The following is a 26,286-nucleotide window of genomic DNA, read 5'->3' on the forward strand; positions in this document are numbered from 1 at the left end:
GCAAGATTTTCTATCCTGAGCATCCTATCCATCCTGGTTATCCTGGTTCAGACAACTGCAATAACTTCGGAAAAAGCAATAAGATGTCGATTTTGAGTTTATAGGTTTGCACTTTGACTTATTCTGTGTCTGAATCACAGATTAAACGGATTAAATGATTGCACTGATTAATAGAATCTGTGCAATCCGAGTAATCTTGTGGTAATCCGTGATTCAGACAATTAATGAATGAGTACGAAATAACATTCCCATTTGATAATTTAAACATACCGGCCTTCAAAGATAGGATCTTTTTAAATGTGTAAGTTATTGAAAACCGACTTCTAAAATCAATAATGGCTAATAAAATACATTGACTTCATCCTTACTTGTTACAACCACATTTATCATTTTACCGGATGTCATGTTTTCAACCTGAATGGTGTCACTCTTTTTGCCATCTTCCCTTGCAATACCCATAGTTACAATGCGAAGATTTCCCCTTGATGCAACAACCTTTACCATATCTCCACGATTTACAAGCGGAGATTCTTCAACCATATCCATTGTAATAGCTCTGTTTCTGTAAGCATTTCTGACAAGTACTTTACCAACAACATCATCGGGATTGCTTAAATATTCCCCTCTTATATTTGACACATTCATCCGCTCAACATTAATATCAGATGAAGTCAGAAGAGTTTCACGCCTAAAGGATCGGGTGGCACACACCACATCATCAAAAATATCTATCCTGCCTGAAAGTGATAAACGTCCATAATCCTTTCCATCCACAGTAACATCAACATAAAGTGTTACCCTTCCCTTCAGGTCTTTTCCCTTGTTTAAAGGAGGTGAAAGCTCAATTTCGCCTCTGGGATATATATCAAGTCCCCTTACTGAAAAATCACGAATCTCGTAATCCATACCATCCATACTGGTTTCAACGTACTCTTCAAAGATAGCATTCAAATCCTCTTTGGAAAGCTCCTGACTTGCACGCTTTACATAGACCCTTTCAGGAACAACAATAGTCATCTCATCGGAAAAGAGTTTGCTTGACCGTATTTTTGATTCAATACGGCTTCCGCTGATATTTTTTATCCTGCCCGGAACAGGAGCAAAACCTGCCTGTATTGATGCGAGCTGCTCTCTGATCAAACCCGGAACTGAAATATCGGCAATTTCTCCAAGGGTGAACTTTCTGCTGTTGACAAAAGAGGACTCCCGCACCTCAATATTAACATTTAAACCATCTTTAAAATCAACAGATGCGTCATAGTTAGAATATGCTGCATCAATTGCAGGTGATTTATCTTCTGCCGTTGAAGAATCAACAGACTCAACTTTTTTAAGATGTTCATGTCTCTGCGATGTTGCACTTTGAGCGGCAAAGGAAAAGGAAATAATGAGTAAAGAGATTGCAGCAGCAAAAAGTACAGTAAAAAATTGTCGTGAATTCATGCTGATTCCCCCTGGCAATCTTATCGTTTAAGTCCGTTGGCAATACCGAGCATGGCATCTGCTGTCGTAACCGACTTTGAATTTGCTTCATATGCTCTCTGTCCCGTGATCATACCCACCATCTCCTCAACAATACTTACGTTGGACATCTCAAGGGTATTGTTGGCAACAGTACCTGAGCCATTCTCACCTGGCACCTGTTCAGTACCGGCTCCGGAACCTTCTGTGGGGCGAAAAAGGTTATTTCCCACTGCAAAAAGCCCTGAAGGATTAATGAAAGTTGTGACATTGATCTGCTCTGTGGCAAGAATCTCTTCATTGGCTCCATGAACTGTCAATGTGCCGTTATCCTGGAGGGTAATGACAGTTGCCTCGGCTGGAATGGCAATCTCGGGCTGGAGTCTGTCGCCACTTGTGGTGGTAATAAATCCTTCGCTGTCAAGGGTAAAATTACCAGCTCTTGTATAGAGATCCTCGTCACCGTGCAGAACCCTGAAAAATCCGTCACCCTGTATAACCATATCAAGCTCATTGCCTGTCTGGACATAATCACCCTGGGTAAAAATTTTCTGTACACCCGCAGGTTTTACCCCCATACCCACCTGAATTCCTGTGGGTACCTGTCCGCCTCCAGGAGTTGTTGCCCCTGCTATCAACATGGTCTGGTACATTAAATCCTCAAAGTTTGCCCGTGATTTTTTAAATCCAGAAGTGCTTGAGTTGGCAAGGTTATTTGCCACTACATCTGTCTGCATCTGCTGGGAATTCATGCCGGTTGCGGCAGTCCACAATGCTCTTATCATGGTTCACCTCCCTTATATTTTTAACTTAAAATATTTCCTGTAAAGTGTATAGAAAACATATTGTTACTTATCGCTGTCTGTCCACAAGTGTATAGAAAACACATTGTTACTTATTGCTGTCTGCCTACAAGTGTATAGAAAACATATTGTTACTTACTGCGGTCTGCCCACCTCGGTTATTGCCTTGCCATCAACTTCATCAAAGGTGAGCATCATTTTCTGAAATGTTTCATACATTCTGTGGTGATCAATCATTGTGACCATCTCATCAACAACCTGCACATTTGACCCTTCCAGAGCACCTTGTTTCACAGAAATTCTGGCAGGCTCCTGCTCATCTTCATCAGGATCTCCTTTATAGACAAACAGGTCAGCTCCCTGCTTATCAAGCTTCTGGACATCCTCAAAAGTCACAATATCAAGAACATCCACTGCAACACCATCAACTGTTATATTTCCGGCCTTGTTGATCTGAATATTTTCCCCGTTTATTGTGATATCACCATTATCCCCCTGCACAGGAAAGCCCTCCTGATTTATGAGAATACCCTCTGAACTGAGGGTAAAATTACCATCCCTTGTATATCTTATGCCATCCGGGGTATTGACCTTAAAAAAACCCTCATCTCCCAAAGCAAGATCCAGTTTATTATCGGTTCTGCGCATATGCCCCTGACTGAAATCGGTGTTAAGTTGAGCCTTGAACATCCTGTCAAAACTTACGACATCCTTTTTGAATCCTGCGGTCTCGGAATTGGAAAGATGATTGGAAGTTGCCTCAAGTTTTCTCTCCTGCCTCAAGCCACCCTGTACCGGTCGTGTCATTTGAAGAATCATATATGCTGCCCCCGCATTTTTTTTTGCACATCTGCCTGACATCTTAAGCATCAACATATAGACGTCAGATTTCTTTTTTAAAATCAATATACAGGATGTTAATGCAATATAAGTGCCAGTTAAAGGAGCACACCATTAAATAAAAGAGGGAAAAAGAAGAGAGATGCTATTTTTTTCTTTTGGAATTAAGGGAATAGACAAAGGCAAGAAGTTCGGCAACTGCAACATAAAGGGATGGGGGAATCTCTTCATCAATGTTAAGGGTGGATAGAACCTCAACAAGATCAGGGTCGTTTTTTACTGGAATTCCATGCTCTTCTGCAAGGGCAATAATATTTTCAGCAACACTGCCAGTTCCCTTTGCAGTGACTTTTGGCACCTGCTCGCGATTTTTATCATAGCGAAGGGCCACAGCTTTTTTCTGTTTTTTTCTCGGCATGGCAGGTTCTTATAATATTTTTTTAATGGGGAAACTTTTAATCAGCTCCCCTATCTTTAAATGTTGGTATCTTTCATGTTTCTTTTTGCACTTTTTCTGAAACCATGATTTTCATGATTAAGGGATTATCCTGTTTTTTCAACACGTTAATCCCTTAATCCTTTACCGTGCTCAATTAAAAATTGTTGAAATAAAACAACCTCCACCGCCGCCATCTCCTCCCTCATCTTCTGGAGGAGTTACGGGTTCTTCCGGTTCAGGGTCGGGATCAGACGAAATTTCAGGGGTTGTGCCAAAGGCAATGGGGTCGGAAATAATGCCGTCAAGAGCAGCATCGTCATCACCTGAACCACCATCCGTCAAAATAACATACAGTCTGGTTCTATCAGAAGAGAAGGTTACATTATCAGAATATTCGTACCACCCTGTTGAGTAACTGTATTTGTAAACACCGTAATCTTCCGGCATGGGTTCTGGAAAATAGACAAGCATAAAGGCATTTTCACCTGGTTCAACCTTGATCTTCAAATCAACAAGGCCATAGGTCATATTTTCAGGTCTTCCTGCATCTTCCTTGATAAACTGCGGATATAGCGGGTCGATGGCAACATAATCCCCATCTCCGGCAAGGGCAACACCAAGGGAATTTGCTGAATCAGCAGTTTCAAATGCTATAACACCCGAAGGATACTCATCAATGCCATTCGTCAAAACATTGACTGTGACATCATCATCACTGACGCTGCCATTTGTGTCTGTAACAGTTAATCTGAATGTCAACACAGAAATTTCATCTGCCGGAGGAGCCACAAAAGTCACTTTTTTAACTGCACTGTCTGAAAGAACCACAAGATTGTTTTTATCATCATCTATCTGCTGCCACTTCCATGAGGCTATGCCATATACCCCAGGAAGAGATGCACTTCCATCAAGGGTCACAGTTGTCCCTTCCACAACGGTTTGATCAGCTCCGGCATCTGCAAAGGGAATGTTGTCAGCACTGTCAGTCACTGTAAGATGGAGAACCCTTGTTGTGTTATAGTGATCCATAACCTGGAATGTGGTCTCTCCCATCTCTTCAGCAAGCACACGAAGTCTGTATCCATTGCCATCTGTTTGAGCAACTATATCCATCGTGGCAATATGGGGGTAATCCCTGTAGTAGCGGTATGGAGGATGCCCGCCTGAGATTGAAAAATATGCCACCTGATCAAGGGGAACCGATACATACTGCTCCCCAAGCTGCATAGGGTCACTCTGTTCGGTGTGATTAATTGTCAGGTTAATGGTTGTTTTTACTTCGTCACCATGACTGTCTTTTGCAATAAGAGATATTGTATGTTCACCTTCTGAAAGGGATGTGGAGAAATTAACACCACTTCCAATAAAACCATCAACATCAGATACCCAGGAAAGAGATGTCCCGGTAAGATTGCCGTCTTCATCATCTGTTGCATAACCGGCAAAGCGAATTACCTCTCCATCATCAAATTCAGACTGATTATCCGGCGATGTGATGACAGGTTCAGGCGGAGTGTTTGCAACAGTTACAAGAATAAAATCAATTCCCTTGGTGCCATCACTGTCTGTTGCTGTAAGGGTTATCAGATGTTTTCCTGCAGAAAGTGTATTTATCTTGAAAATCTCACCTGTTCCAATGGATGTTTTCTCAAGATTTGATGTCCAGACAAGGCTCTCTCCTGTCAATACTCCATCTTCATTGTCTGTGGCACTTCCCACAAATTCAATATATTCATTTAGATAAAAGGAAGTTCCGTCAGATGGAGCTGTAATCTCAACTTCCGGAGGAAGCGCTCCTTCTATGACAATGCTTACAAAAGCGCGGGCAACATTTCCGCTGCTGTCAGTTGCTGTCAGAGTAATGAGATGTGTTCCCATGGCAAGGGTGGAAACAGAGATGCGATTTCCAGTTCCAATGGAGGTTGAGAGCTGATTTGATGCCCAGACAAGGCTTGAGCCAGTAAGTTCCCCATCTTCGCTGTCTGTTGCAGTACCTTCAAATTCAATGGGTTCACTGAAATTAAAGTGATCTCCATCGGCAGGTTTTACAATTTCAACGGTTACAGGGGAGCTGTCTTTTATGGTTACTGTTATTGTGGCAGTGGTAACAAGATCGGTGCTGTCAGTTGCAGTGACAGTAATAACATGGGTTCCCACCGAAAGATTGTTTATAGTTAAAGAGGTATCGTAACCAAAAAAGCCATCCCTGTCAGATTCCCATATTATAGATTTTCCAGTTATATCCCCATCTTCAGCATCTGTAACTGCTGCCAAAAAAGTAATGGTTTCTCCATAATCAATACTGCTGTTATCTGCAGGAGATCTTATCAATATAACCGGAGATGCATTACCAACTGTAATAGTTATTGACTCTGTACTGACAAGTGCGGTTTTATCAGTTGCCGTTACTGTAATAACATGAGTACCAACAGACAAAGTGGATTTTGTTAATGCTGTCCCTTCTCCAAGAAAGCCATCCCTGTCAGATTTCCATTGAACATTTTTGCCGGTTATGACCCCATCCTCAATATCCGTAACACTCGCCATAAAAGTAATAACTGAGCCATGGGAAAAGCTGCTGTTATCAGCAGGAGACATAATTAAAATTGAGGGTGAAGTATTAGTAATATTTACTGTTATGAATGCCTCGCCTTCTAAACCTGAACTATCGGTTCCAGTTGCAGTAATTATATGTGTCCCAGCAGATAACCCTGATTTTGTCAGAGCTGTTCCCTCACCAACAAAACCATCCCTGTCCGAAGTCCAGACAACTGACTTTCCGGTTAATACACCATCTTCAGCATCCGTTACGTTAGCTGTAAAAGTTACCACTGAACCGTAAGAAATGCTGACATTATTTGAAGGAGTCCTTATCACAACAACCGGTGAAGCATTGCCCACAATTATTGTTATGAAAACCTCTGTTGATGCATCGGAACTGTCGGTTGCAGTTACTGTAACTGTATGAGTTCCCACAGACAGATCATCCTTTGTGATGGAAGGTCCATATCCCATAAACCCGTCTATATTTGAACTCCAGACAACACTATTTCCTGTTAACGGGCCATCTTCTTCATCAGTAATGGCGGCCGTAAAAAAAATCGTTGAACCGTAGGAGTGGCTTCCCCCGTCGGCAGGAGAAGTTATCAAAACATCCGGCATGGCATTTCCAATGGTGACAGTTACTTTTGCGGTGTTTGAAAAACCATAATCATCCGTTGCTGTCACTGTTATCTCATGGGTATTAACCGACAAATCATTAAGAGGAATGGATGTACCATAGCCAAGATAACCATCCTTGTTTGATTCCCATATAAGATTTCTGTTTGGTACCGGAGTATTAGCTGATGTTGTTGCAGTCACAGAGAAAGTAATGTACGCTCCATACGAATAACTGCTATCATTAGCAGGGGAGGTTATATGTACCACTGGTGGTGTTCCCACAACAAGCTCAATAGTGGTAATGTTTGAAACATCATCATTACTGTCCACAACATAAAACTGTATTGTATGGGTTCCCATGGATGTAATAACAGAGGTATTTAGTATTGACTGCTGCCCTGTGGGGTTAAGTTCACCATCAATACTGGAAATCCAATGGTAGCCATCACTTGGAACAGTTGCCCCCTCATCAAGCTCAACCTCACCGTAAAAAAGAATGTTGTCACCAAGCTCCACCTGATAGCTGTCAGCAGGGGGAAGCTCTGAAGTGATATCTACGACTGGAGCTGCAATAAGAAAACTTACCTTACAGAAAGATAGGGCAGCGCAGAATATCAGGCTTGTGATAAAAGGCTTTAACATTTTAAAATTATATTTTTTCATAGAAACTTCCTTGCTTTTGAGCTACAAAATCATCGCTGTTGAGCTGCAAAATCATCAGGGAACAGTAATATTTCTCGAAACGACTCCCTTACTTCCCATGCTATCCGTTGCCACAAGAGTTATTGTATGGGTTCCTGTTTCAAAAGTTGAAATATCAAGACGAACAGATGATGTCAAAAGCCCTGCGCCTGATGCCTCTTCTGCAGGAATTTTTCCTTCCTGATCGCTTCTGTACCACTCCATGTCATCGCTGTTCAGGGAACCATCTTCAGCGTCATCTGCCTGGCCATAAAATGTGACAAAACCAGTTGATGAAGCGCTTGTATAATCCGAAGATGGATAGATTATTGAAGGTACCGGAGAAGTATTGGTTCCGATATTGATGACCACAGAATCAATTCCCGAAGCACCCCACTCATCCTTTGCTTCAAGGGTGATTATATGTTCGCCATCTGTCATGGGAAGATTGCCAAGAGCATCCACATTATCGGTTTTTATATTAAGGCTTTCTCCTGTCCCAAGAAGACCGTCAATGTGGGAAGTCCACTCAAGATTTCTGCCTGAAAGGTTTCCGTCTTCAGTGTCTGTTGCTGTCCCCTGAAAGTTTATCCACTCCCCGGGAGCAAATGTCTGACAAAGGGTGTTGCTGTCAGGGCACTCTTCAGGCGGATTTGAAATCACTGCCACAGGATTGCTGTTAACAATATTTATGGTTATGCTTGCCTGGGCTGTGCCTGATGCTCCTACAGCTCTTAGATATATGGTATGCTCCCCCTCTTTTAATGGTTCATAATCAAGAGCCTCAACACTTCTTGTATGAAGTTCATATGTGCCTCCTGTAAAAAGAGCACCATCCTTAGAAGATATCCACTGAAGATTATCGCCAGTAATGGGGGTTCCATCATAATCTGTGGCGCTTCCCACAAAATTGATGGTATCTCCGGCACTTACATCATATGTTGCTGTTGCGGAACTGCTGTCGGCTGGGCTTGTAATCTGAACTGTGGGGGTAGATGTATCCCCTCCCACTGTAATAATAATAAAAGCACTTGTGGCGCTTCCTGCTGTGTCAGTAACAGTCAGGGTAATGGTATGTTCACCGGCAGAGAGTGTATTTGTGGATATTGTGCCACCAGTACCCATAGCCCCATCAATGCTTGATGTCCATACAAGAGATGAGTCCGTCAGGGTTGTATCCTCTGCATCTGTTCCTGTCCCCTGGAAAGTTATTGTTTCTCCCACATTGAATGAAACATCTGTTGTTGGTGAAGTAATTGCCGCAACAGGAGCTGTATTTGAAGATGTTGAGTCAGACTCGCCTACTGTAATGGTTACAGAATCAGAATCAACAGTGTTTCCAGCACTATCAAGAAGAGTCAGGGTAATGGTGTGGTTCCCGGCAGTAAGGGTATTAAGATTCAGATTTGCTGTGGTTCCAAGAACACCATCAAGACTTGAATCCCACGAATAGGTATATGTTTCAGTGGCGCTTGCATCGGAAATCTGACTGACAAAGGAGACATATTCCCCACCTGCATAGACCTGATTATTAGAAGGAACCACAATGGCAATGGTTGCAGGAACTGTTTCAGGCTCAACCGTCTGTGTTGTATCACCGGAATCTCCGCTTGTTGCAATAATGGAGGCAAGACCGAATATAATAGATATAAAAAGCCCAAGAGTGTTTATTAGTCTGTCCATTTTTTTTAATTGAAATTTAAATTGTCTTTTCATTTTTCCATATGGCTTTTAGAAAGCCACTCCCCCTTCAATAAAATATCTATTCCAAACCAATTTTAAATGTTTCCATTGATTTCAATTTCTATTTTTCCCAGTGTCTGTTTTTTCTGTGGTAACAACTCCTGTCCAATAGCCTGTAGAAGAACCGGCAAAAATTGCCGCAAGGTCATAAGGATCAAATGTTCCTGAAACAAAAAAATCATCAACTGTTTCCAGAAATGGCAGCCGTTCAAAACAATTGGGTATCCATTTAACAATAAAAGAATCAAAAAGCTGTCCTATTTCAAAAAGGCCGTTAACAGAACCCCATAAAACAGCCGCCATAAGGCACCATTTTTTTGACTGTACCATAAAAGAGAAACTTATCATGGTAAAGGAAAATGTATGCAGATATGATGCCAGACTCCCATCAAGGGAACCGAACAAATCCGGCAGCATCTCATGAAATGATGCTCCGCCCAATAATACATGGACAAGCCAGCTTGATTCCGGTGAACGGTCAAAAAGATATATAAGGGTTCCGACAGATAATCCGGCAATACCAATAAAAAACTGCTTTATATTTATAGAAAGCCCCCGTCTTTTAAAGTTCTTTAGGATTTTCATATTTCTTTGTGGCAGATTTGTCTGGCATGTACGTTAGATAACCGCTCTGAACCCTTCAGGTTCCTGCTGCAATATCTCATTGATAAGTGATTTTTCACTTAACATCTCATGTTCTACCACACGGCAGGTGACATTACGTACAAAATAATCATGCTTCTGGAGATTTTTTGTAAGTTCCGGCAGCATCTGATTGAAAAAATTAGCAGTGTCAGGATCAGAAACCTGAAAAACACCTGAGATGTTGTTTTTAAGCATGGAAAAATCAGCCCGCACAGGGCCTAACTGCGTCATACTCAAAAAAAGGGAAACCTTCAAAAGATTGTCCGCTCTTGAAGCTTTTTCGGAATCCTTATCTCCAATATCAATAAACATCTGGCCAAATGAAAACTGACCATTTAGTAATATCGGAAACGGAATAAGGTATTTACCTGATTCGGAAAGATGTGTATTGACAAGCTGAACTTTTTCCAGATTCTGTGCAAATGATTTAATTGCTTCAATGTCAACATTCTCCAGCCTATCGGATGATTCAGTTAACTGCAATGCCATTGATTTGAGATCTTCTGTCAAATTATTGCCGGATATCCTGCCTGGCAGTAGAACATCAGGATTAGGCATCGTTTTATCAAAGGCAGGAGCAAATCTGGCTGCTGCCTCATGGGTAAAAGAATGTCTCGCCCCAGAGGTCTCTGGATTATTTGCAAAACGATTTTGTTCAAACAAATCCTGCCTCAACATTTTTTCTGCTCCACGGCTTTCTTTGATATCAGATGGATTGTTCGGGTTAAAGCCCAAATCCTTCTTTTCAAGTAGTGAATTATTATGTCTATAATTCTCCATCTGCTTTTCCGACCGTGTGTTACTCTGAATATAGTCAATCGTCTTCTGTTCCGGATTTGAATTACTTTGAATATAATTCACCATTTTTTTTTCCAGAAGCAAACCGCTTTTTTCCAGTAATCGGGGAATCAGAAGAAAATCCGCACTACCGGATTTCAAAGAAATATTTAAAAGCAATGATGTCATGGACATAAGACCAGAGCCTTTAGGTCTGATGTTTAACTGGGCAGAAGAATCAGAAACCTCTTTATTCAGCAGCTCACCCCTTGTTAAAACATCATCAGGTTTTACAGAAAAATTAAGGGAATCCGGTTTGTTTTGCACAACAGATCTGGCGGCCGGTTCTGGTTTACTCTCCACATCAGATCTTACAGTGACATCTGATTTAATATCCTGATTTACTCTAACAGGGGCATCTGGTTTAACCACCCCATCTGTTCTGACAGGGGTATCTGGCTTAATATCCCGACCTGCTCGGACAGATGCATCTGATTTAACATCCCGAATTTCCCTGACAGAGCTATCTGGTTTACTTTCCAGATTAAGTTTATCGGAAACATCAGTAGGGGATTTTTCAGGCGTCATTGAGGGTTTTAGATGCGAAAATTTATCTGGAACAGATGGCGCTACTGAAGAGGATGGAGTCTCTGACCTGACTGCTCCCTTAAATGAAGGTAATTCTGGTTGCTGTCCAGATTTTAGAACTTTAACATGACTTTCAAAACCTTTTTTCAGAGCAGACGACAATTTTTCTGCAAGACGGTCAAAACCATCAAAAGGGGAAGATTGTTTTAACAGAAGGCTTAAAGGGGTCTGCTCAAAACGACTGTTTTGTACAGAAACTTTCTGTTCCGTAATAGTATTGGCAGGTTTTGTTCCGGAAAGAGAGATTTTTTCCTTAAGAACACTCAACTCTCCCTGATCGTTAAGCTTCAACCGAATCATATCTCCGGTCTTGAAGTCAACTCCAGAAGGGAAATCAACTGCAAGCTTTCTCCCCTGAATCAAAAGCTCAAATTTTGAAGATGCAAGATGTTTCAATACCTTTGCATCAATCATACGCTCCTTGCCTGACAAGGGAATGGCAGATTTTTTCTGCAATCTGTCTGCTTTGAAAAGTTCTGATAAAATAACACCAAGCCCGCTCATCAGAACTGCTTCTCCATCTGGATAAATTTTTCTTTCAGGTTAATAACCAGTTGCACTTCTCCCTGGGGCATCGAGAGTCTTGACGCAATGGTTTCAACATCCATACCCTCCTGATAAAGCTCTACAATTTTCTGCTGCTGATCAAACACATCATCTTCCGAATGCCTTTCTCTAATTGCATCTTCGCGCAATGCAACATCCCTCTCCCTAAAATCAGACATTTCAGAAAGCCCTGAAAAACCCATATTGCCACCACCTCGCCTGGATTGACGTGATGAATTATAACTGTTGCTGAATTGTCCCTGATTGTTTAAAAGCACCTCAGCCCTTGAGAGAAGAAGATTAATACTGATTATTCTTGAATCAAGAGCATCATTCAACTCACGAATCAAACGCTTTTTCTCTTTTATCTGTGAGTCAAACGTGTCTGCTGCGGCTTCTGCCCCCTTTACAAGTGGATCCAGAAGATCAATAATATCCTGGGTGGCCCTGTCAATCATCTGAACTGCTGCCTTATCAGCCAAAGTATCAGTACTGTACTCAAGCTTTTCCAATGTTTCACGGTAAACTGATTCTGCCATTGTATTAAAATAATCTTTTTTCATGGCAGGATCAGAATAAAGTTTTCCCAGTTTTCTGACAACGCCCCAAACAAGCAGCACAATAAGAAACTGAAAACACAGTTGTAGTACTATCCAGAATTCAATGGAAAATAGTCTCATCATGCAACAGTATTAAGAAGGTTACCTGGCAAATCAGGATATTGTCCCTTTGTGGACTCGGGATTCTTTTTCTTTTTTTTTCTCTTCAATAACCTTCTCTTCTTGTTCTCCTTCCTCTTTTCATCAGCATTGACATCATTATTGAGAGCACTTTCGTTTTCCGAGGATTGCACAGTTGTCTGCTCAACAACTTCCCTTGTTACCTGCTGATTCTGAAGATGTTCGGGATCCGGCTGAACCGGTTTCAGGTGATGGGTAGCATCATGAGCTCTTCCTGACTGCTGAATAACAATATTATGACCTGGTATTGTTGTCATGGTATCACCTCCCCTATCCTGCTGATTTGTCAGCAACTAATATTAATGATTTATCAGCACTTAATGTTACTGTTTTGTCAGCACTTAATGTTACTGCTTTGTCAGCACTTAATGTTACTGCTTTGTCAACACTTAATGTTACTGCTTTGTCAGCACCTTATTTAAGGCCTATCCTGTTTCAAATTGAGAAAAAGTCACCTTATCAATTTTTTTACCTGGCAAAGCCTGATTCAACGCATCTATTATGATATCAAGAAGATCTTTTTCAGTCAATCGTGACCCTTTATCTGATCTCAACGCCTTCATAACAGCATCATAAACAGTATGCCTGTAATATGGTATTCTATCCATAATCTCGTCAAATGTTGTCATGTATGAATAATCAATAACAATATCAAACGACATATATGTTGTAAGTTCATCCTGGTCAGGGGTAATAACGACAAAACCTTCCATATTTATAGTTCCGGGACTGAAGATCTCTTCCTCTGCCGGTGGGGTCTCGTCACTGTTCATATCAATATCCATTACGTTTTCTGCAGGTTGCTCAAGAACAGGTGGCAGATCAGGTTTTTCTGAGACAAGTTTATCACGCAGGTAGAAAAAATATACAGCAGCAACGCAACCGCCTATAACAATAATGACAACAAGAATCATCAAAATAATCTTGACAAGAAATCCTTTTTTGCCAGAAACTTCTTGCCCACTCTCCTGATCACCAAGCTGCTCAATTTCATCAGTAGCAGCGGCGTCCTCTTCTTCAAGCAGAACAGATTCAGATTCATCTTCCTTATCAAGGTCTCCAATATTATCCTCAAAATCAGAAGATATATCCAGATCCTCATCCTGTTCCATGTCAGCCAGCAGATCCTCATCTTCCTCATCCGAACCAGCCAGCAAAGCATCAATATCATCCTGGGAGATAATATTGCGGCTCTCTTCATTATCGTCATCAGAATCAGGAGGTAATTCCGGAGAGTCCTCGGAATTTAGAAAACCGTCAATATCATCCTGGGAAATACTTTCAAGTTCATCTTCGGTTTCAGAATCAGCATCACTTAAAAGTGCATCCAAATCCTCGGCAGAGATGTCACTGTCATCACCTATGGAAAAATCATCATCTTCTTCCATATCGGACAGGTTAACCTGAAAATCATCTTCTTTCTCTTGCCTCATGCTCTCATCAGATGGAGCATCAGGCTCAGATAAAATTGAATCCTCAACCTCATCTTCCAGAAGATCTGAATCCTCAATAAGTTTATCAAGATCATCCTGGGTTATCAGGCAATCCTGTACATTCCATCCATCAGAGTCAGAAATAAGCTCCTCAACCGCTTCATCAGAATCAACCGTAAGCTCCTGAGCAGCACCTGAAGATATTGGTTCATCCTCTGCAATTTCATCAAGATCATCCAGAATGGCGGCATCTTCAACAGATTCCGACGACATGAGCTTATCAATATCATCCTGGGAAACAAGATCCAGATCTTTATCATCGGTGTTATCAAGATCATCATCTTCTTCTGAAAGAGTGGAACCATTCAAAAGGCTGTCTATATCATCCTGGGACAACTCTCCAAGGTCGTCATCACCAGAATCGTCAAGGTCATCTTCAGGTAGAACATCAGGCTCTTCTGACGGGTCAGAAGCGTTTAAAAGGCTGTCTATGTCATCCTGGGACAACTCTCCAAGATCGTCATCGCCAAGGTCGTTTTCCGATAGGGATTCTTCAAAGAGGTCATCTGACTCTTCTGATGGTGCAGATGCGTTTAAAAGGCTGTCTATGTCATCCTGGGACAACTCTCCAAGATCGTCATCGCCAAGGTCGTTTTCCGATAGGGGGTCTTCAGAGAGATCATCTGTCTCTTCTGATGGTGCAGATGCGTTTAAAAGGCTATCTATATCATCCTGGGACAATTCTCCAAGGTCATCGACAGGAAGGTCATCAACTTCGTCAGCAGGAGATGCAGCGTTCAAAAGATTATCTATGTCATCCTGGGATAATTCTCCAAGGTCATCTTCACTTTTCACAATGCTCTCTTCGGCCTCTTCAATGGAGCCTGCACTTAATAGTTTGTCAATATCATCCTGGGAGATCAGAGTATCGTCATTGGTAGCGTCAGGCATCTATAACCTCTTTTCCGGTGGTGTCCCAAAATTTTTCAGGTACTTTTTTTATGAAAGTCTCTGCAAGAGGCTGTTTTTAAAAAGACTTTCAACACTTCGATTGTGGCAAAAATCTGCCATGGCCGCTACTTCAGCCATTGTAATAACTCTTTAGGCGACTCTTAAGTTTAGTCAATATTGTAGCATGAATCTGACATATTCTTGATTCAGTTAACTCAAGTACCTCGCCAATCTCTTTCAAGGTTAACTCTTCGTAGTAGTAAAGAGAAACAACAAGCTGTTCCTTTTCACTTAAATCCCCAATGGACTGAGCAATCACAGATTTAAGCTCTTCCCTGTCAAACTGGTCAGAAGGTGTCTCTTCCCCCTTCAGTGTTGCCATAAAGCGTGTCTGGGAAGAGTTGTCGTTTGACTGGGTCTTTAAATAGGCATCCAGACTTAAAACTGCTGAGCCGTGGATCTGGGTCACCATCTCATTGTAGGTGTCAAGCCCAACCCCAAGAGCATCTGCAATTTCGCTGTCAGATGCAGGAGCACCTTTGGAATCCTCAATTGATTTCTGGGCAGCGGCAATCTCCTGAATTTTTTTGCGCAGTGATCGGGAGTATTTATCCATACTCCTCAACTCATCAAGTATTGCACCCCTTATTCTATACTGAGCATAGGTTTTCAACGTGACATGTTTTTCAGGATCAAACTTGTCAACAGCATCAATAAGACCCATTGAACCAGCACTGACAAGTTCATCAAAAAAGACACTTGAGGGAAGCCTTCTTGCAAAGCTTGCTGCAATATGCTTGACCAGATAGGCATACTCAACAATCGTGGCCTCCCGCCACGCTTCTCTACTTTTCATGTCACTCTGTTTTTTCAAGTTTCATTCTCTATCTTTGACGGTCTCGTAAAAATCCGGCAGATATTGGCATCCTTTCATATCGCCTCAAATATTGTCAATTAATTGTATCAAGAAGCCTTTTCATGAAGAATTTGAGATTTCCATCATTAGAAATCCTTGCAGGAGAATCCACAAGCTTGCGTGCAATACCTGTAATGGCTGACGCGGAAGGAGATTCTGGTGCATAATCACACACAGGACTTCGATTGAGAACTGCCTTCTGCAACATATTGTCATGGGGAACATACCCGAGATACTCAAGGACAATATTTTTCAAAAATCTGCCAATGGCTCCATCCAGCGATGCATAAACCGATTTAGCTTCCTTCTGGGAACTTACCACATTAACAAGAAGTTTAAAATACCTTGTTCCGTATTCTCTGGCCATAACCTTCATTAATGCATATGAATCTGTTATTGATGTTGGCTCTCTTGTGGCAATTACAATACACTCATCAGCCGCAGAGTTAAAATAGAGTACATTGGATGATATTCCAGCACCAGTGTCGAGGAGAACAATATCTGCAACATTCTCAAGTGCCTCAAATTCCGTAAGCAGGTTAAGTTTTTCACCATCCGTAAGCTGGGTCAAATGGGAAAATCCCGAACCTCCAGGAAGAATTTTTACACCGTGAGAAGTTGTGACAAGAACTTCTTCAAGGGTTTTCTCCCCCTCTATTATATGTCTGATATTGTATTTGGGACGCATATTAAAAATAATATCAATATTTGCAAGCCCGACATCTGTATCCACGATCACAACCCTCTTTCCAAGAGAGGTAAGTGCAATGGCAAGATTTCCAACCATGTTGGTTTTACCAACCCCACCTTTCCCACTTGTAACAGCAATTACCCTTGGAGGTGTCTTATGTGGTTTACCATCAAGTCTCCGTGGCACTGAAGAAGATAAATTTCTTCTCGCTACAGAGCCGTTTTTGACAATATTTCTCAAACCGCTTGCCTGATCCACTTTATTGTTTCTCCCCACCCTGCTGCGCTCCCAACATTATACCGAGAAGATCACGCGTATCAGGAATAATTAAATCTTCCGGCACTCTCTGCCCGTTGGTGACGATGGAAACCGGCAGTTGCAAATCACTTATCTGATCAAAAATTTTGCCACATCTTTTGGTTTCATCCACTTTTGTAAAGACATATGTTTCTGGATTGAGTTTTGCAAAGGCATTGGCTGCTTCCCGCATGTCAAGAAAACCTGTGGTAAGACTCAAAACCAGATGAATTGATATATTATAATCCCCTCGGATAACTTCAGAGACCTCTTTCATGCGCATATGATCAGAATGGCTGTGCCCTGCCGTATCTATAAGCACAATATCCAGGAACTCCATTTTTTTTAATGCCCTTGTAAAATCATCCCTTGTAAATGCAGCAATGCATAGCAACCCCATTATTGCAGCATAGGACTTTAACTGCTCAAACGCTCCTATACGATAGCTATCAATTGATATAAGTCCAACTCTTTTTTTGCGTTTTATACTCAATTCGGCAGCAAGTTTTGCAATGGTTGTTGTTTTTCCTACACCTGTTGGCCCCACAAAAGCTGCTACATGGGGCATTCCAGACTCTGTAGGCCTTGTAAAAAGCTCCCTTGTACGAATCAACCCGAGGCACTCCCTGATTACATATTTTTTAAGAGGGTATATAAGGCCTGTACGTTCTGCCTGGTCGCTCTCCATTGCAAATGTGGCTCTTTGCAATATAAGATGCGCTCTTTTTTCCGAAATACCGGCTCTTAAAAGAGATGCATATATTCCTGCTGATTCCGTATAACTTCCAAGTATGGATGCCATACCACTTCCAAATCCAACAAGGGATATTAAATCCTTTATACTTGCAAGCTCATCAAAGATCGCACCATCGGATATGGATGGGCCTGAAGCATTGCTGTTGGAGAATCCACTGTTTTTGCCTGCATATTCACGGTTTTTGCCTGCATATTCACTATTTTTGCCTGCATATTCACTATTTTTACCTGCATATTCACTGTTTTTACCTGCATATTCACTGTTTTTACCTGCATATTCACTATTTTTACCTGAATAGAAAGCTGCCTCGCCATAAGCATCACTGCCTTTACCGGAATTCCCAGTATTAACATGGTCTGATACAGAATCTCTTACAGATTGTTTTCCTCCTTCAGATGTAGAACCAGTGCGAGCTCCTTTAATGGAGAGATTTTGTTGATCTTTAATCGATTTTTGATCATCTCTTCCCCTGTCGCTCCTGTCAGGTTCGCAAGGTGCTGCCTCAACTTCAAACATCTCCTTTGCATATGGATCCCTTGGACTTTTGGGTATTCGCCTGGTGGATAGGATCATGGCATCCGGTCCCAGCTCTTCCTTTATAATGGAGAGTGCCTTCTGAATACTGCGAGCTTTATAGACTTTGCCTTCCATTTTTTAGATTTTCACCTTTCCACCTGCCTGAAGATTAACATCATCGACAATTTCAGCATGGGATACCACAAATACCGATGGCAGGGCATGTTCAATTATTTTTCTGAAATGACGTCGTAATACCGGAGAACACATAACCACCGGCTGTATATCCATGGAGATCTGTTTTTCTACCTCACGGCTGGTTGCCTGGACGATCTTTTCAACTACCTGGGGATCAATTGCAAGATATGAGCCATGCTCGGTATGCTTTATGTTTTTTGTCAAAAGCTCCTCAAGAGCCCTGTCAAGTGTAATCACCTGCAATATTCTGTTGGGGAGGATATAAGGTGCAAGCATACCCTTGGCAATCTTCTGTCTGACATACTCTGTCAAAAGATCAGGATCCTTTCCCATGGGGGCATAATCTGCAAGGGTCTCCACAATTGTAAGCAGATCCCTTATGGATATCCTCTCCCTGAGCAGATTCTGAAGGACTTTCTGGACAGTACCAAGTGAAAGCATATTGGGAACAAGCTCCTCAACAGCCTTAGGGGTTGATTTTGCAAGATTGTCCAAAAGATGCTGCACCTCCTGGCGCCCCAGAAGATCATATGCATTCTTGCGAATAATTTCAGTTAAATGCGTTGCCACAACAGTTGAGTTATCCACCACTGTAAAGCCTGCAAATTTGGCTTCATCTTCCTTTTCCACAGGAATCCAGAGTGCAGGAAGTTTGAATGCAGGTTCAGTTGTGGGAATTCCGTCAAAATCCCCTGCTGTGCCACCGGGATCCATTGCCAGAAGGTGATTTACCATAAGCTCTGCACCAGCTGCCTCAACGCCTTTTATAAGCACACGATACTGGGCAGGAGTAAGCTGAAGATTGTCCCTGATATGAATAGGAGGTATTATTATACCCATCTCGGTTGCAAACTGACGCCTGATTGCCCTGATCCTTCCAAGAAGCATTCCATCCTGCTGCTTGTCAACAAGTGGTATCAATCCATAACCCACTTCAAGCTCAACTGTATCTACATTAAGAAGGTGATCGACCTCCTCCGGCGCTCCTGATCCTTCTGAGTCTTCGGATGCACCTTCACCTGATTCAGCATCTTCATCCTCTTCAGAAGCAGGCTTTCTTAAAAAATACCATGCGCCAGTTGCCAAAATCACACCAAGCCCCATAAAAGGGATTGAAGGAAGGCCGGGCACAAGGCCCAAGATAAAAATTACACCGGCTCCAATATAGATAGGAGTTGTACTTGAAAGCAGGTGAGATGCAAATTCCTGTCCCATTCGGTTTTCAGAACCGGAGCGTGAAACAAGAATACCGGCTGCCGTTGAAATAATCAATGCCGGAATCTGGGATACAAGGCCGTCTCCAACAGTTAACAGTGTATAATTCGACAATGCTTCAGCCATAGGCATTCCCTGCTGTACAACCCCTATGATAAAGCCGCCGCCAATATTAATTAAGGTAATGATAATACCAGCAACAGCATCTCCCTTTACAAACTTGCTTGCACCATCCATTGCACCATGAAATTCTGCCTCCTGGGCAATGGACTTTCTTCTCTCTTTGGCTTCATCTTCATCAATCATGCCGGCATTGAGATCAGCATCAATTGCCATCTGCTTTCCAGGCATTGCATCAAGTGTAAAACGGGCTGCAACCTCTGCAATACGACCGGAACCCTTGGTGATAACCATGAAGTTAATCAGTACCAAAATGATAAAGATAACCATTCCAACAACATAGTTTCCTCCAACAACAAAATTTCCAAACGACATGATAATTGAACCGGCAGCAAGGGGACCTTCACTGCCGTGGAGCAAGATTAAACGGGTTGAACCAACATTAAGGGCCAGACGAAACAGTGTAAGCACAAGAAGCATGGAAGGAAAAATAAAAAAATCAAGGGGACTCCTTGTGTACATGGTTGTTATAAGGACAATAACAGCCAGTGTAATATTAAGCGCCAGAAAAAAATCAAGCAGGATAGGATGCAAAGGCAAAATCATGGCCATCAGAATACCGATCATGGCCACGATCATTCCAATATCTGAAGCCTCTTTTTTCAGGCCGGCTAATATACCTGTATTCTCTTCTGCAGCCATTTCACACCATATTCCTGATATTGTTTGTTATTTAGGAATAAGCTTTAAATAACTTGCCCATTTACCCCAGCCCCCCAATGCTGTTGCCTTAAGTATTAAAAGGCAAGAGAGATACTGAAATCATTGAAGATTCCAATCTCATCTGAGTTCGGTAGTGGCTTAAGTCAACAGCATTGCCCCAGCCCCCTCTCCATGGCTGGAGAGGGGAGATAGGGAAAGTTATTTCCTCAAAATCGACACCTTATTGCTTTTTGAGCAGTTATTGAATTTGTCTGAATCAGGATAACCAGGATGAAAAGGATGCTCAGGATAAATAATCCTGCCTTATCTTGTTAATCTTGGACATCCTGATTCAGACAATGTTGACAAGGCTCAAAAGATCATAGGTGTCGGCTTTGAGTATTTCGGACTCGTTCCTTAGCAATTTCAAAAAGTTACATTTAAATAATAAAATTTCTCAACATCATTTGACACCAGTGTCAAACATTTGACGATAATAAAACTACATCTTTTTACCCTTTAATTTGTAAACATAAGCCAGAAGTTCTGCAACTGCCTGAAAGAGCTCTTCAGGAACACTTTGCCCCACATCCACCATACTATACAAATTTCGGGCCAGTTCTTTATCCTCAACCAGAGGTACCCCTGACTCATCTGCAATTCGCCGGATATTGGCAGCAACAGCACCGGAGCCCTTTGCAACCACAGTTGGAGCATCCATAACTTTTCCATCATATTTAACAGCAACTGCCAGGCGAGTCGGGTTTGTTACAACCACATCTGCCTCCGGAACCTCCGCCATCATTCTCTGTCGTGCCGCCTCCATCTGAATCTGACGAATTCTTGACTTTACCTTGGGATCTCCTTCTGTCTGCTTATGTTCATCTTTGACCTCCTGTTTAGTCATTTTCTGATCTTCTGCAAACTTCCACTTCTGATATGCATAATCAAGAATTGCAAGAAGAGCCATAACGAGAAGAACTCTTATGGCTATTTTATAAGCTATTTTCATGATATACAAAAGAATAAATGCAACATCATGATCATAGAGAAGCAGTATATTGACAATCTCTCCCCTGATTACAAAATAGGAAACAGAAAAAATAATGACAAGCTTAAAAACACTCTTTAAAAGCTCCATAACAGATGAAAGGGAGAATTTCCCCATCAATCCGGAAACCGGATTTAGTTTTGAAAACTTAAATTGAAGCACTGACCATGAAATATGAAAACCAACTTGAGCCACAGATGAAAGAAATGCAGCGAGAAAGACAAAAGCAAAAACAGGGAAAAGTATTAAAAAAAGCATTTCAGCATAATGAAACAGAAGATGAATAACCTCTGTGTCTGTAAAAACAGGAACCTTGTCAAATCTAAAACTGTCATCGAGAATTGCAAGTGATTTTTTATATATTCCAGGAGCAAAAAAATAAAGAGCCACAACTCCTGCAAGAAGAACAGACACAGAAATAGCTTCCATGCTCTTTGCCACCTGTCCTTGATCCCGGGCCTTTGAAAGTTTTTTCCCCGACGCATCTTCGGTTTTCTCGCCACCAGACGGATCTTCAGCCATATTATCCTCCTCCTGCCCAGAAAAGAAGTGAAAGAAGCAGTGATTTCAGACCGTATATATATTCCCGAGTAATAATTTTAATTGTTTCAAGGGCTAAACCAAAAAGAAGAAGACCCACAAAAATTTTCATGGGGAACGCCACGATCATTATATTCATCTGTGGGGCAAACTTACCTATCAAACCAAAAGAAACACTTGTAAAAAACAAAGAGGCAATAATGGGAGCTCCAATTTTAATTCCAAGTATAAAAACCTGGCTGCCTTGATTTAAAAGAGTATCAAGAAGTGGCCTTTGCAACATAAATGTCCCGGGTGGCACCAGTTCAAAACTCTCTATAACTGAAATAAGCAGAATATAATGTCCGTTAAAAAGCAGAAAGACAAGAAGGCAGACCCAATATGCAATCTGCTCCATAATAGAGACATTGGCACCTGATTGGGGATCAACAACATTTATCATTGAAAAACCCATCTGAAAACCTATAACCTGCCCTGAAAGCTGTACTGCGGCCAGAAATAGCCTGATACAGGTACCGAGCATCAAGCCAATCATTATTTCAAAGAAAATAAGAATACCGGTTTCAATAACAGTGTCCGGAAATATGGAAGGCTCAACTGGAACAACCGAATATAACAGAAGGGAAAGTACCATGGCAAGTGCTGCCTTTACCATGTTGGGTAGTGTTCGGGCACCAAATATTGGCAGCATAAAAAGAACCACACTGAATCTTGCAAGAACAAGCAGAAAAACCTTAAATTCCTCGACATTATACAGGTTCAGTATGGGCATTTAACTATCTGATATATAGGGGAAGATTTTCTATTGTCTGTCTTGTGAAGGATATAAGCTGATCCATCATCCATGGCGCAAAAAAGAGAAGCCCCAGAAAAACAGCTATAATTTTGGGTACAAATGATAACGTCATCTCCTGAATGGAGGTAACAGCCTGAAAAATACTTACTGCAAGGCCAACAACAAGCCCCAGACCCAGCATGGGCATTGATACTGAAATTGTCATAACAACAGCCTGTTTTACAAATTCTATAACAAATTCAGGTGTCATTTATCTCCTCTTATATCCCAAAGGTTTTCATCATGGAGCTTGTAATGAGGTGCCAGCCATCCACAAGGACAAAAAGCATCAATTTGAATGGAAGCGATATCATAACAGGTGGCAGCATCATCATTCCCATGGCAAGAAGCACAGAAGCAACAACCATATCCAGAACAATAAAGGGGACATATATCAAAAAACCTATGATAAAAGCAGTTTTAAGCTCGCTTATCACATAGGCGGGAATAAGAATAAGCAAAGAGACATCATCCCTTGAATTTGGCTTTGCAACAGAAGCACCTTTTACAAAAAGTGCAATATCAGCCTCTCTTGTATTTAAAAGAAGATAATTGCGTATGGGAATTTCAGTTGCGGCAAAAGCCTCCTGGTATGTAATTCTATTTTCAAGATATGGGTTAAGGGCATTATCGTAAATCTCCTGTCCCACAGGTTTCATTATATAAAATGTCATGAAAAGGGCAAGGCCAACCACAACCTGGTTGGGCGGTGTGGATTGTGTGCCAATGGCTTGTCTCAAAAAACCAAAAACAACAACAAGCCTTGTAAATGGAGTCATCAGAATCAAAATTGATGGAGCCAGTGCAAGAATTGTCAAAAGCGCTATAATTTCAAGAACAACCGCAACATCCTGGGGTGTGGTGGCAGGTTCAATGCCAAGCTTCAGGGAGGGAATCGGGAATGTGACAGCTTCTGCGACATCAGGAGAAAAAACAAAGATGGTAAGGGAGATAATAAAAAACGATAAAACACAAAAAAAAATTACTGAAAAATGTCTATTCCTCATGGTATTTTTCTCCAGATGCAGAGTCTTTCAAAAGACTGAATTTTCCGGATAAAGAAGGTTCTGTGGAAGAGTGAGGCTCAGAATTCCGGCAGATATTATTGCCATCGCCACTTTCAATTACCCCAAGGGAATTAATGCTCTGGGCAGTCACTCCTATCAGCATCTTCTTATCCATCACATCAACAAGCACAATCTTTTCCTTTGGTGAAAAATGATGCACCGCCAAAACTTTAATCATCTCATATTCTGACTTTACTGTTGCAAAAGAAGAGAATCGCTTTAAGAGATACAAAAAAAGAAGCAGCAGAGCAATAACAAATATCAGTACACTTGCTGTTCTTAAAAATGCCCCCCAAATATCTGTTGTGTTTTCCATCAGTTGGTTAAACTTTTTACCCTGTCCATTGGTGTAATGATATCTGTAAGACGAACACCGAATTTTTCATTAACCACAACAACCTCACCCCTGGCAATCAGCTTCCGGTTTATGTAAACTTCCAGAGGCTCACCAGCCAGCTTGTTCAACTCCACAATGGATCCCTGGCTTAACTGCAGCAGGTCATTGACAAGCATTCTTGTCTTTCCAAGCTCCACAGAGAGTTCAAGAGGGATATCAAGAATAAAAGATAGCTCCCGCTCACCTGACTCCTCTCCATGCTCAGTTGCCTGAGCATCCATGGTACCACCATTTTGTTTATTGTTGTTATCGCTCATGTTTTATCCTTAACCATCAACATTAATCTACTTAAGAGCAAGTTTTTCTTCAACTCTGAATGCCTGAAACCCTCGTCTTACACCGGCATATCCTTTTACTTTAGGAAGATCTCCCACAAATCCTGTAAGCATGTCTGTTGCATCATGATCAAGCTGAATTATATCTCCTTTTTGCATAAGCCAGAGGCGCTCACCGGTAATTTCTGTTATCCCAAGCTGAATTCTCAACTCTATTGTCGAGTCCAGAATAACAGACTCCAGCATCCTTCGCCAGGCAATATCAGTTTCCTCAATTTCAGCCTGAAATCCCGATGCCAGCTTGTAACGTAAAGGTTCTATCATGGAATAGGGAAGACAGACAATCAGATTTCCTGCATCCTGCTCAAGCTCTATTTCAAAACGTGTCACAATTACAAGGTCTGTTGGTAGAACAATGGCTGCAAACTGCGGGTTCATTTCCGAACGAACAAGGGCTGTTTTCACAGCCTCAATGGGTCCCCATGCAGTTTCAATATTTTTAAGGCATGCCACCACAACCTTTTTGGTGACAACCTCTTCAATGGCAGTAAATTCCCTGCCTTCAACTCTTGCCCGTCCTGTACCTTCACCACCAAAAAAAGTGTCTATCAGATTATAGACAAGCTGGCTTTCAAGGATAACAAGACTTAAGCCTCTTAATGGCTCCATCCTGAAAACATGAAGACTTGTGGGAACAGGAAGACTTCTTACAAACTCTGAAAATTTCAGTGTATCAAGGGGATTGGCACTTACATCTACATTGGTCTGAAGAAGGGTTGACATACTGGTTCTAAGTTCCCTTGCAAGCCTTTCATTAATTACATCAAAGGTGGGCATCCTTGCCCTTACAACTTTATCCTGGCTGGTGAAGTCATAGGTTGCAACACCCTCTGGTTCAACATCCTCAACATCTTTTTCTGTTTCAACTTCGCCGGCATCAAGGCCAGCGAGCAGACTGTCAACTTCATCCTGGGAAAGAATTTCGCTCATAGCTTAAGTCTCAATGCAATATTAATTCCGTAAAAAAAACATTTTTAACCATTTTACCTGGCAATGCACCATTCAGTGCTTTAATAATGTTATATTTCAAACGGATTTTTCCATCTGGATTTCTAAGTACAAACCATGTCATCTTCTCAACTTCAGATTGAACTGTCGTTTGAATAAGCTCCATATTTGATTCAAAAGAGTCTCTCAACTCCGGTTTGGCAAGCTCAACAGAAATTTTAAAGGTAATATGATTCATATTACCACTCTCCTGTATAGCAATCTCCTCAAAAGCAGGAAGATCAACAACATCCGGGAAATCAGGTTCCGGTGGAGGCAATGCTTCTCCATCCTGATTTTCAGGAGCTTCTGCTTCAGCAGACTGGCTGGCTATATCTCCATCCTCGGGTGGAGATTTTTTCAGAAAGAAGAACCATCCAGCAAAAGCGCCACCGCCAACAACCAGTATTATAACCAGCATAATAATTATGAATTTAAGGCTCAAAATCTTTTTTAAAAAGGGCTTTTTTTCAACTTCCGAGCCTTCACCTGAAGAGGATTCCTCCCCTGCAGAAGGGGGAGTTTTCTTCTCTTCTTTATTATCAGAATCTTTTTTCTTGTCCTTTTTTTTAAACACAAAAATCTCCAAACTACCTGTAGTTGTCCATAAGTGTCGATTTTTAGTATATCAAAAAAAATGGCTCAGTGTAAAATAAATTCAACAAACAAAAAGAGCCTTCTGCACCTGCAAGGGTGAACAGAAGGCTAAAAACACTGTACTGTATTGCTAAAACTTAAGTAATGGGGTTTAATTAACTTCTCAAAATCCACATATTATTGTTTTTTCAGAAGT

23 protein-coding genes are annotated in these 26,286 nt (G+C 41.5%); all 23 read right to left on the bottom strand.

Features of this window, described 5'->3' with window-relative positions:
* Positions 1-339 precede the first annotated feature (339 nt).
* On the bottom strand, positions 340-1,443 hold the full coding sequence (gene flgA, locus MTBBW1_RS18980; protein WP_080806009.1) for a flagellar basal body P-ring formation chaperone FlgA: 1,104 nt from the start codon (positions 1,441-1,443) through the stop codon (positions 340-342).
* Between the two features lie 20 nt (positions 1,444-1,463).
* On the bottom strand, positions 1,464-2,246 hold the full coding sequence (gene flgG, locus MTBBW1_RS18985; protein WP_080806011.1) for a flagellar basal-body rod protein FlgG: 783 nt from the start codon (positions 2,244-2,246) through the stop codon (positions 1,464-1,466).
* A gap of 153 nt (positions 2,247-2,399) precedes the next feature.
* Entirely contained in the window at positions 2,400-3,083 is a 684-nt protein-coding gene (locus MTBBW1_RS18990; protein WP_080806223.1) for a flagellar hook-basal body protein, read from the bottom strand.
* Positions 3,084-3,249: 166 nt separating this feature from the next.
* A complete protein-coding gene (locus MTBBW1_RS18995) occupies positions 3,250-3,522 on the bottom strand; it encodes an EscU/YscU/HrcU family type III secretion system export apparatus switch protein (protein ID WP_080806013.1) in 273 nt (90 codons plus the stop codon).
* Positions 3,523-3,693: 171 nt separating this feature from the next.
* The gene (locus MTBBW1_RS19000; protein ID WP_080806015.1) at positions 3,694-7,368 is read right to left on the bottom strand and encodes a PKD domain-containing protein; all 3,675 of its coding nucleotides are present in this window, start codon (positions 7,366-7,368) and stop codon (positions 3,694-3,696) included.
* 54 nt (positions 7,369-7,422) lie between these two features.
* Positions 7,423-9,102: a hypothetical protein gene (locus MTBBW1_RS19005; RefSeq protein ID WP_080806017.1), complete on the bottom strand. Its 1,680-nt coding sequence runs from the start codon at positions 9,100-9,102 to the stop codon at positions 7,423-7,425.
* Between the two features lie 81 nt (positions 9,103-9,183).
* The gene (locus MTBBW1_RS19010; protein ID WP_080806019.1) at positions 9,184-9,714 is read right to left on the bottom strand and encodes a hypothetical protein; all 531 of its coding nucleotides are present in this window, start codon (positions 9,712-9,714) and stop codon (positions 9,184-9,186) included.
* A gap of 33 nt (positions 9,715-9,747) precedes the next feature.
* Positions 9,748-11,703, bottom strand: a complete 1,956-nt coding sequence (fliK, locus tag MTBBW1_RS19015; protein WP_080806021.1) for a flagellar hook-length control protein FliK — start codon at positions 11,701-11,703, stop codon at positions 9,748-9,750.
* On the bottom strand, positions 11,703-12,428 hold the full coding sequence (locus tag MTBBW1_RS19020; RefSeq protein ID WP_080806023.1) for a DUF6115 domain-containing protein: 726 nt from the start codon (positions 12,426-12,428) through the stop codon (positions 11,703-11,705). The genes fliK and MTBBW1_RS19020 overlap by 1 nt, the downstream gene beginning before the upstream one ends.
* Positions 12,425-12,742 carry a hypothetical protein gene (locus MTBBW1_RS19025; protein WP_080806026.1) on the bottom strand — a complete coding sequence of 106 codons (318 nt, stop codon included), beginning with the start codon at positions 12,740-12,742 and terminating at the stop codon, positions 12,425-12,427. The genes MTBBW1_RS19020 and MTBBW1_RS19025 overlap by 4 nt, the downstream gene beginning before the upstream one ends.
* Positions 12,743-12,910: 168 nt before the next feature.
* On the bottom strand, positions 12,911-14,869 hold the full coding sequence (locus MTBBW1_RS19030) for a hypothetical protein (protein WP_080806028.1): 1,959 nt from the start codon (positions 14,867-14,869) through the stop codon (positions 12,911-12,913).
* A 130-nt stretch (positions 14,870-14,999) separates the two neighbouring features.
* Positions 15,000-15,743, bottom strand: coding sequence for a sigma-70 family RNA polymerase sigma factor (locus MTBBW1_RS19035; RefSeq protein WP_245809470.1), 744 nt, complete (start codon positions 15,741-15,743; stop codon positions 15,000-15,002).
* A gap of 76 nt (positions 15,744-15,819) precedes the next feature.
* Positions 15,820-16,734 (bottom strand): MinD/ParA family protein, encoded by a 915-nt coding sequence (locus MTBBW1_RS19040; protein WP_080806031.1) that lies wholly within the window; start codon positions 16,732-16,734, stop codon positions 15,820-15,822.
* A 1-nt stretch (position 16,735) separates the two neighbouring features.
* The gene (gene flhF / locus MTBBW1_RS19045) at positions 16,736-18,181 is read right to left on the bottom strand and encodes a flagellar biosynthesis GTPase FlhF (RefSeq protein ID WP_080806032.1); all 1,446 of its coding nucleotides are present in this window, start codon (positions 18,179-18,181) and stop codon (positions 16,736-16,738) included.
* 3 nt (positions 18,182-18,184) lie between these two features.
* Entirely contained in the window at positions 18,185-20,281 is a 2,097-nt protein-coding gene (flhA, locus tag MTBBW1_RS19050; RefSeq protein WP_080806034.1) for a flagellar biosynthesis protein FlhA, read from the bottom strand.
* Positions 20,282-20,783: 502 nt separating this feature from the next.
* Positions 20,784-21,854, bottom strand: a complete 1,071-nt coding sequence (gene flhB, locus MTBBW1_RS19055; RefSeq protein ID WP_080806036.1) for a flagellar biosynthesis protein FlhB — start codon at positions 21,852-21,854, stop codon at positions 20,784-20,786.
* 1 nt (position 21,855) lies between these two features.
* Positions 21,856-22,644: a flagellar biosynthetic protein FliR gene (gene fliR, locus MTBBW1_RS19060; RefSeq protein ID WP_080806038.1), complete on the bottom strand. Its 789-nt coding sequence runs from the start codon at positions 22,642-22,644 to the stop codon at positions 21,856-21,858.
* A 4-nt stretch (positions 22,645-22,648) separates the two neighbouring features.
* On the bottom strand, positions 22,649-22,918 hold the full coding sequence (gene fliQ, locus MTBBW1_RS19065; protein WP_080806040.1) for a flagellar biosynthesis protein FliQ: 270 nt from the start codon (positions 22,916-22,918) through the stop codon (positions 22,649-22,651).
* Positions 22,919-22,928: 10 nt separating this feature from the next.
* Positions 22,929-23,714 (bottom strand): flagellar type III secretion system pore protein FliP, encoded by a 786-nt coding sequence (gene fliP / locus MTBBW1_RS19070; protein WP_080806042.1) that lies wholly within the window; start codon positions 23,712-23,714, stop codon positions 22,929-22,931.
* The gene (locus MTBBW1_RS19075; RefSeq protein WP_080806044.1) at positions 23,704-24,090 is read right to left on the bottom strand and encodes a FliO/MopB family protein; all 387 of its coding nucleotides are present in this window, start codon (positions 24,088-24,090) and stop codon (positions 23,704-23,706) included. Before MTBBW1_RS19075 ends, fliP begins: the two co-directional genes overlap by 11 nt.
* Positions 24,090-24,428: a flagellar motor switch protein FliN gene (gene fliN / locus MTBBW1_RS19080; RefSeq protein WP_080806047.1), complete on the bottom strand. Its 339-nt coding sequence runs from the start codon at positions 24,426-24,428 to the stop codon at positions 24,090-24,092. Before fliN ends, MTBBW1_RS19075 begins: the two co-directional genes overlap by 1 nt.
* A 27-nt stretch (positions 24,429-24,455) precedes the next feature.
* A complete protein-coding gene (fliM, locus tag MTBBW1_RS19085; RefSeq protein WP_080806049.1) occupies positions 24,456-25,436 on the bottom strand; it encodes a flagellar motor switch protein FliM in 981 nt (326 codons plus the stop codon).
* A 10-nt stretch (positions 25,437-25,446) separates the two neighbouring features.
* Positions 25,447-26,070 (bottom strand): flagellar basal body-associated FliL family protein, encoded by a 624-nt coding sequence (locus tag MTBBW1_RS19090; protein ID WP_080806051.1) that lies wholly within the window; start codon positions 26,068-26,070, stop codon positions 25,447-25,449.
* Between the last annotated feature and the right edge of the window lie 216 nt (positions 26,071-26,286).

The organism is Desulfamplus magnetovallimortis (assembly GCF_900170035.1).
In the GTDB taxonomy this organism is placed as follows: domain Bacteria; phylum Desulfobacterota; class Desulfobacteria; order Desulfobacterales; family Desulfobacteraceae; genus Desulfamplus; species Desulfamplus magnetovallimortis.

Excerpts from the sequence above, each read along its gene's own strand:
- flgA (WP_080806009.1), bottom strand. The coding sequence starts at position 1,443 with ATGAATTCACGACAATTTTTTACTGTACTTTTTGCTGCTGCAATCTCT.
- flgG (WP_080806011.1), bottom strand. The coding sequence starts at position 2,246 with ATGATAAGAGCATTGTGGACTGCCGCAACCGGCATGAATTCCCAGCAG.
- MTBBW1_RS18990 (WP_080806223.1), bottom strand. The coding sequence starts at position 3,083 with ATGATTCTTCAAATGACACGACCGGTACAGGGTGGCTTGAGGCAGGAG.
- MTBBW1_RS18995 (WP_080806013.1), bottom strand. The coding sequence starts at position 3,522 with ATGCCGAGAAAAAAACAGAAAAAAGCTGTGGCCCTTCGCTATGATAAA.
- MTBBW1_RS19000 (WP_080806015.1), bottom strand. The coding sequence starts at position 7,368 with ATGAAAAAATATAATTTTAAAATGTTAAAGCCTTTTATCACAAGCCTG.
- MTBBW1_RS19005 (WP_080806017.1), bottom strand. The coding sequence starts at position 9,102 with ATGAAAAGACAATTTAAATTTCAATTAAAAAAAATGGACAGACTAATA.
- MTBBW1_RS19010 (WP_080806019.1), bottom strand. The coding sequence starts at position 9,714 with ATGAAAATCCTAAAGAACTTTAAAAGACGGGGGCTTTCTATAAATATA.
- fliK (WP_080806021.1), bottom strand. The coding sequence starts at position 11,703 with ATGAGCGGGCTTGGTGTTATTTTATCAGAACTTTTCAAAGCAGACAGA.
- MTBBW1_RS19020 (WP_080806023.1), bottom strand. The coding sequence starts at position 12,428 with ATGATGAGACTATTTTCCATTGAATTCTGGATAGTACTACAACTGTGT.
- MTBBW1_RS19025 (WP_080806026.1), bottom strand. The coding sequence starts at position 12,742 with ATGACAACAATACCAGGTCATAATATTGTTATTCAGCAGTCAGGAAGA.
- MTBBW1_RS19030 (WP_080806028.1), bottom strand. The coding sequence starts at position 14,869 with ATGCCTGACGCTACCAATGACGATACTCTGATCTCCCAGGATGATATT.
- flhF (WP_080806032.1), bottom strand. The coding sequence starts at position 18,181 with ATGGAAGGCAAAGTCTATAAAGCTCGCAGTATTCAGAAGGCACTCTCC.
- flhA (WP_080806034.1), bottom strand. The coding sequence starts at position 20,281 with ATGGCTGCAGAAGAGAATACAGGTATATTAGCCGGCCTGAAAAAAGAG.
- flhB (WP_080806036.1), bottom strand. The coding sequence starts at position 21,854 with ATGGCTGAAGATCCGTCTGGTGGCGAGAAAACCGAAGATGCGTCGGGG.
- fliR (WP_080806038.1), bottom strand. The coding sequence starts at position 22,644 with ATGCCCATACTGAACCTGTATAATGTCGAGGAATTTAAGGTTTTTCTG.
- fliQ (WP_080806040.1), bottom strand. The coding sequence starts at position 22,918 with ATGACACCTGAATTTGTTATAGAATTTGTAAAACAGGCTGTTGTTATG.
- fliP (WP_080806042.1), bottom strand. The coding sequence starts at position 23,714 with ATGAGGAATAGACATTTTTCAGTAATTTTTTTTTGTGTTTTATCGTTT.
- MTBBW1_RS19075 (WP_080806044.1), bottom strand. The coding sequence starts at position 24,090 with ATGGAAAACACAACAGATATTTGGGGGGCATTTTTAAGAACAGCAAGT.
- fliN (WP_080806047.1), bottom strand. The coding sequence starts at position 24,428 with ATGAGCGATAACAACAATAAACAAAATGGTGGTACCATGGATGCTCAG.
- fliM (WP_080806049.1), bottom strand. The coding sequence starts at position 25,436 with ATGAGCGAAATTCTTTCCCAGGATGAAGTTGACAGTCTGCTCGCTGGC.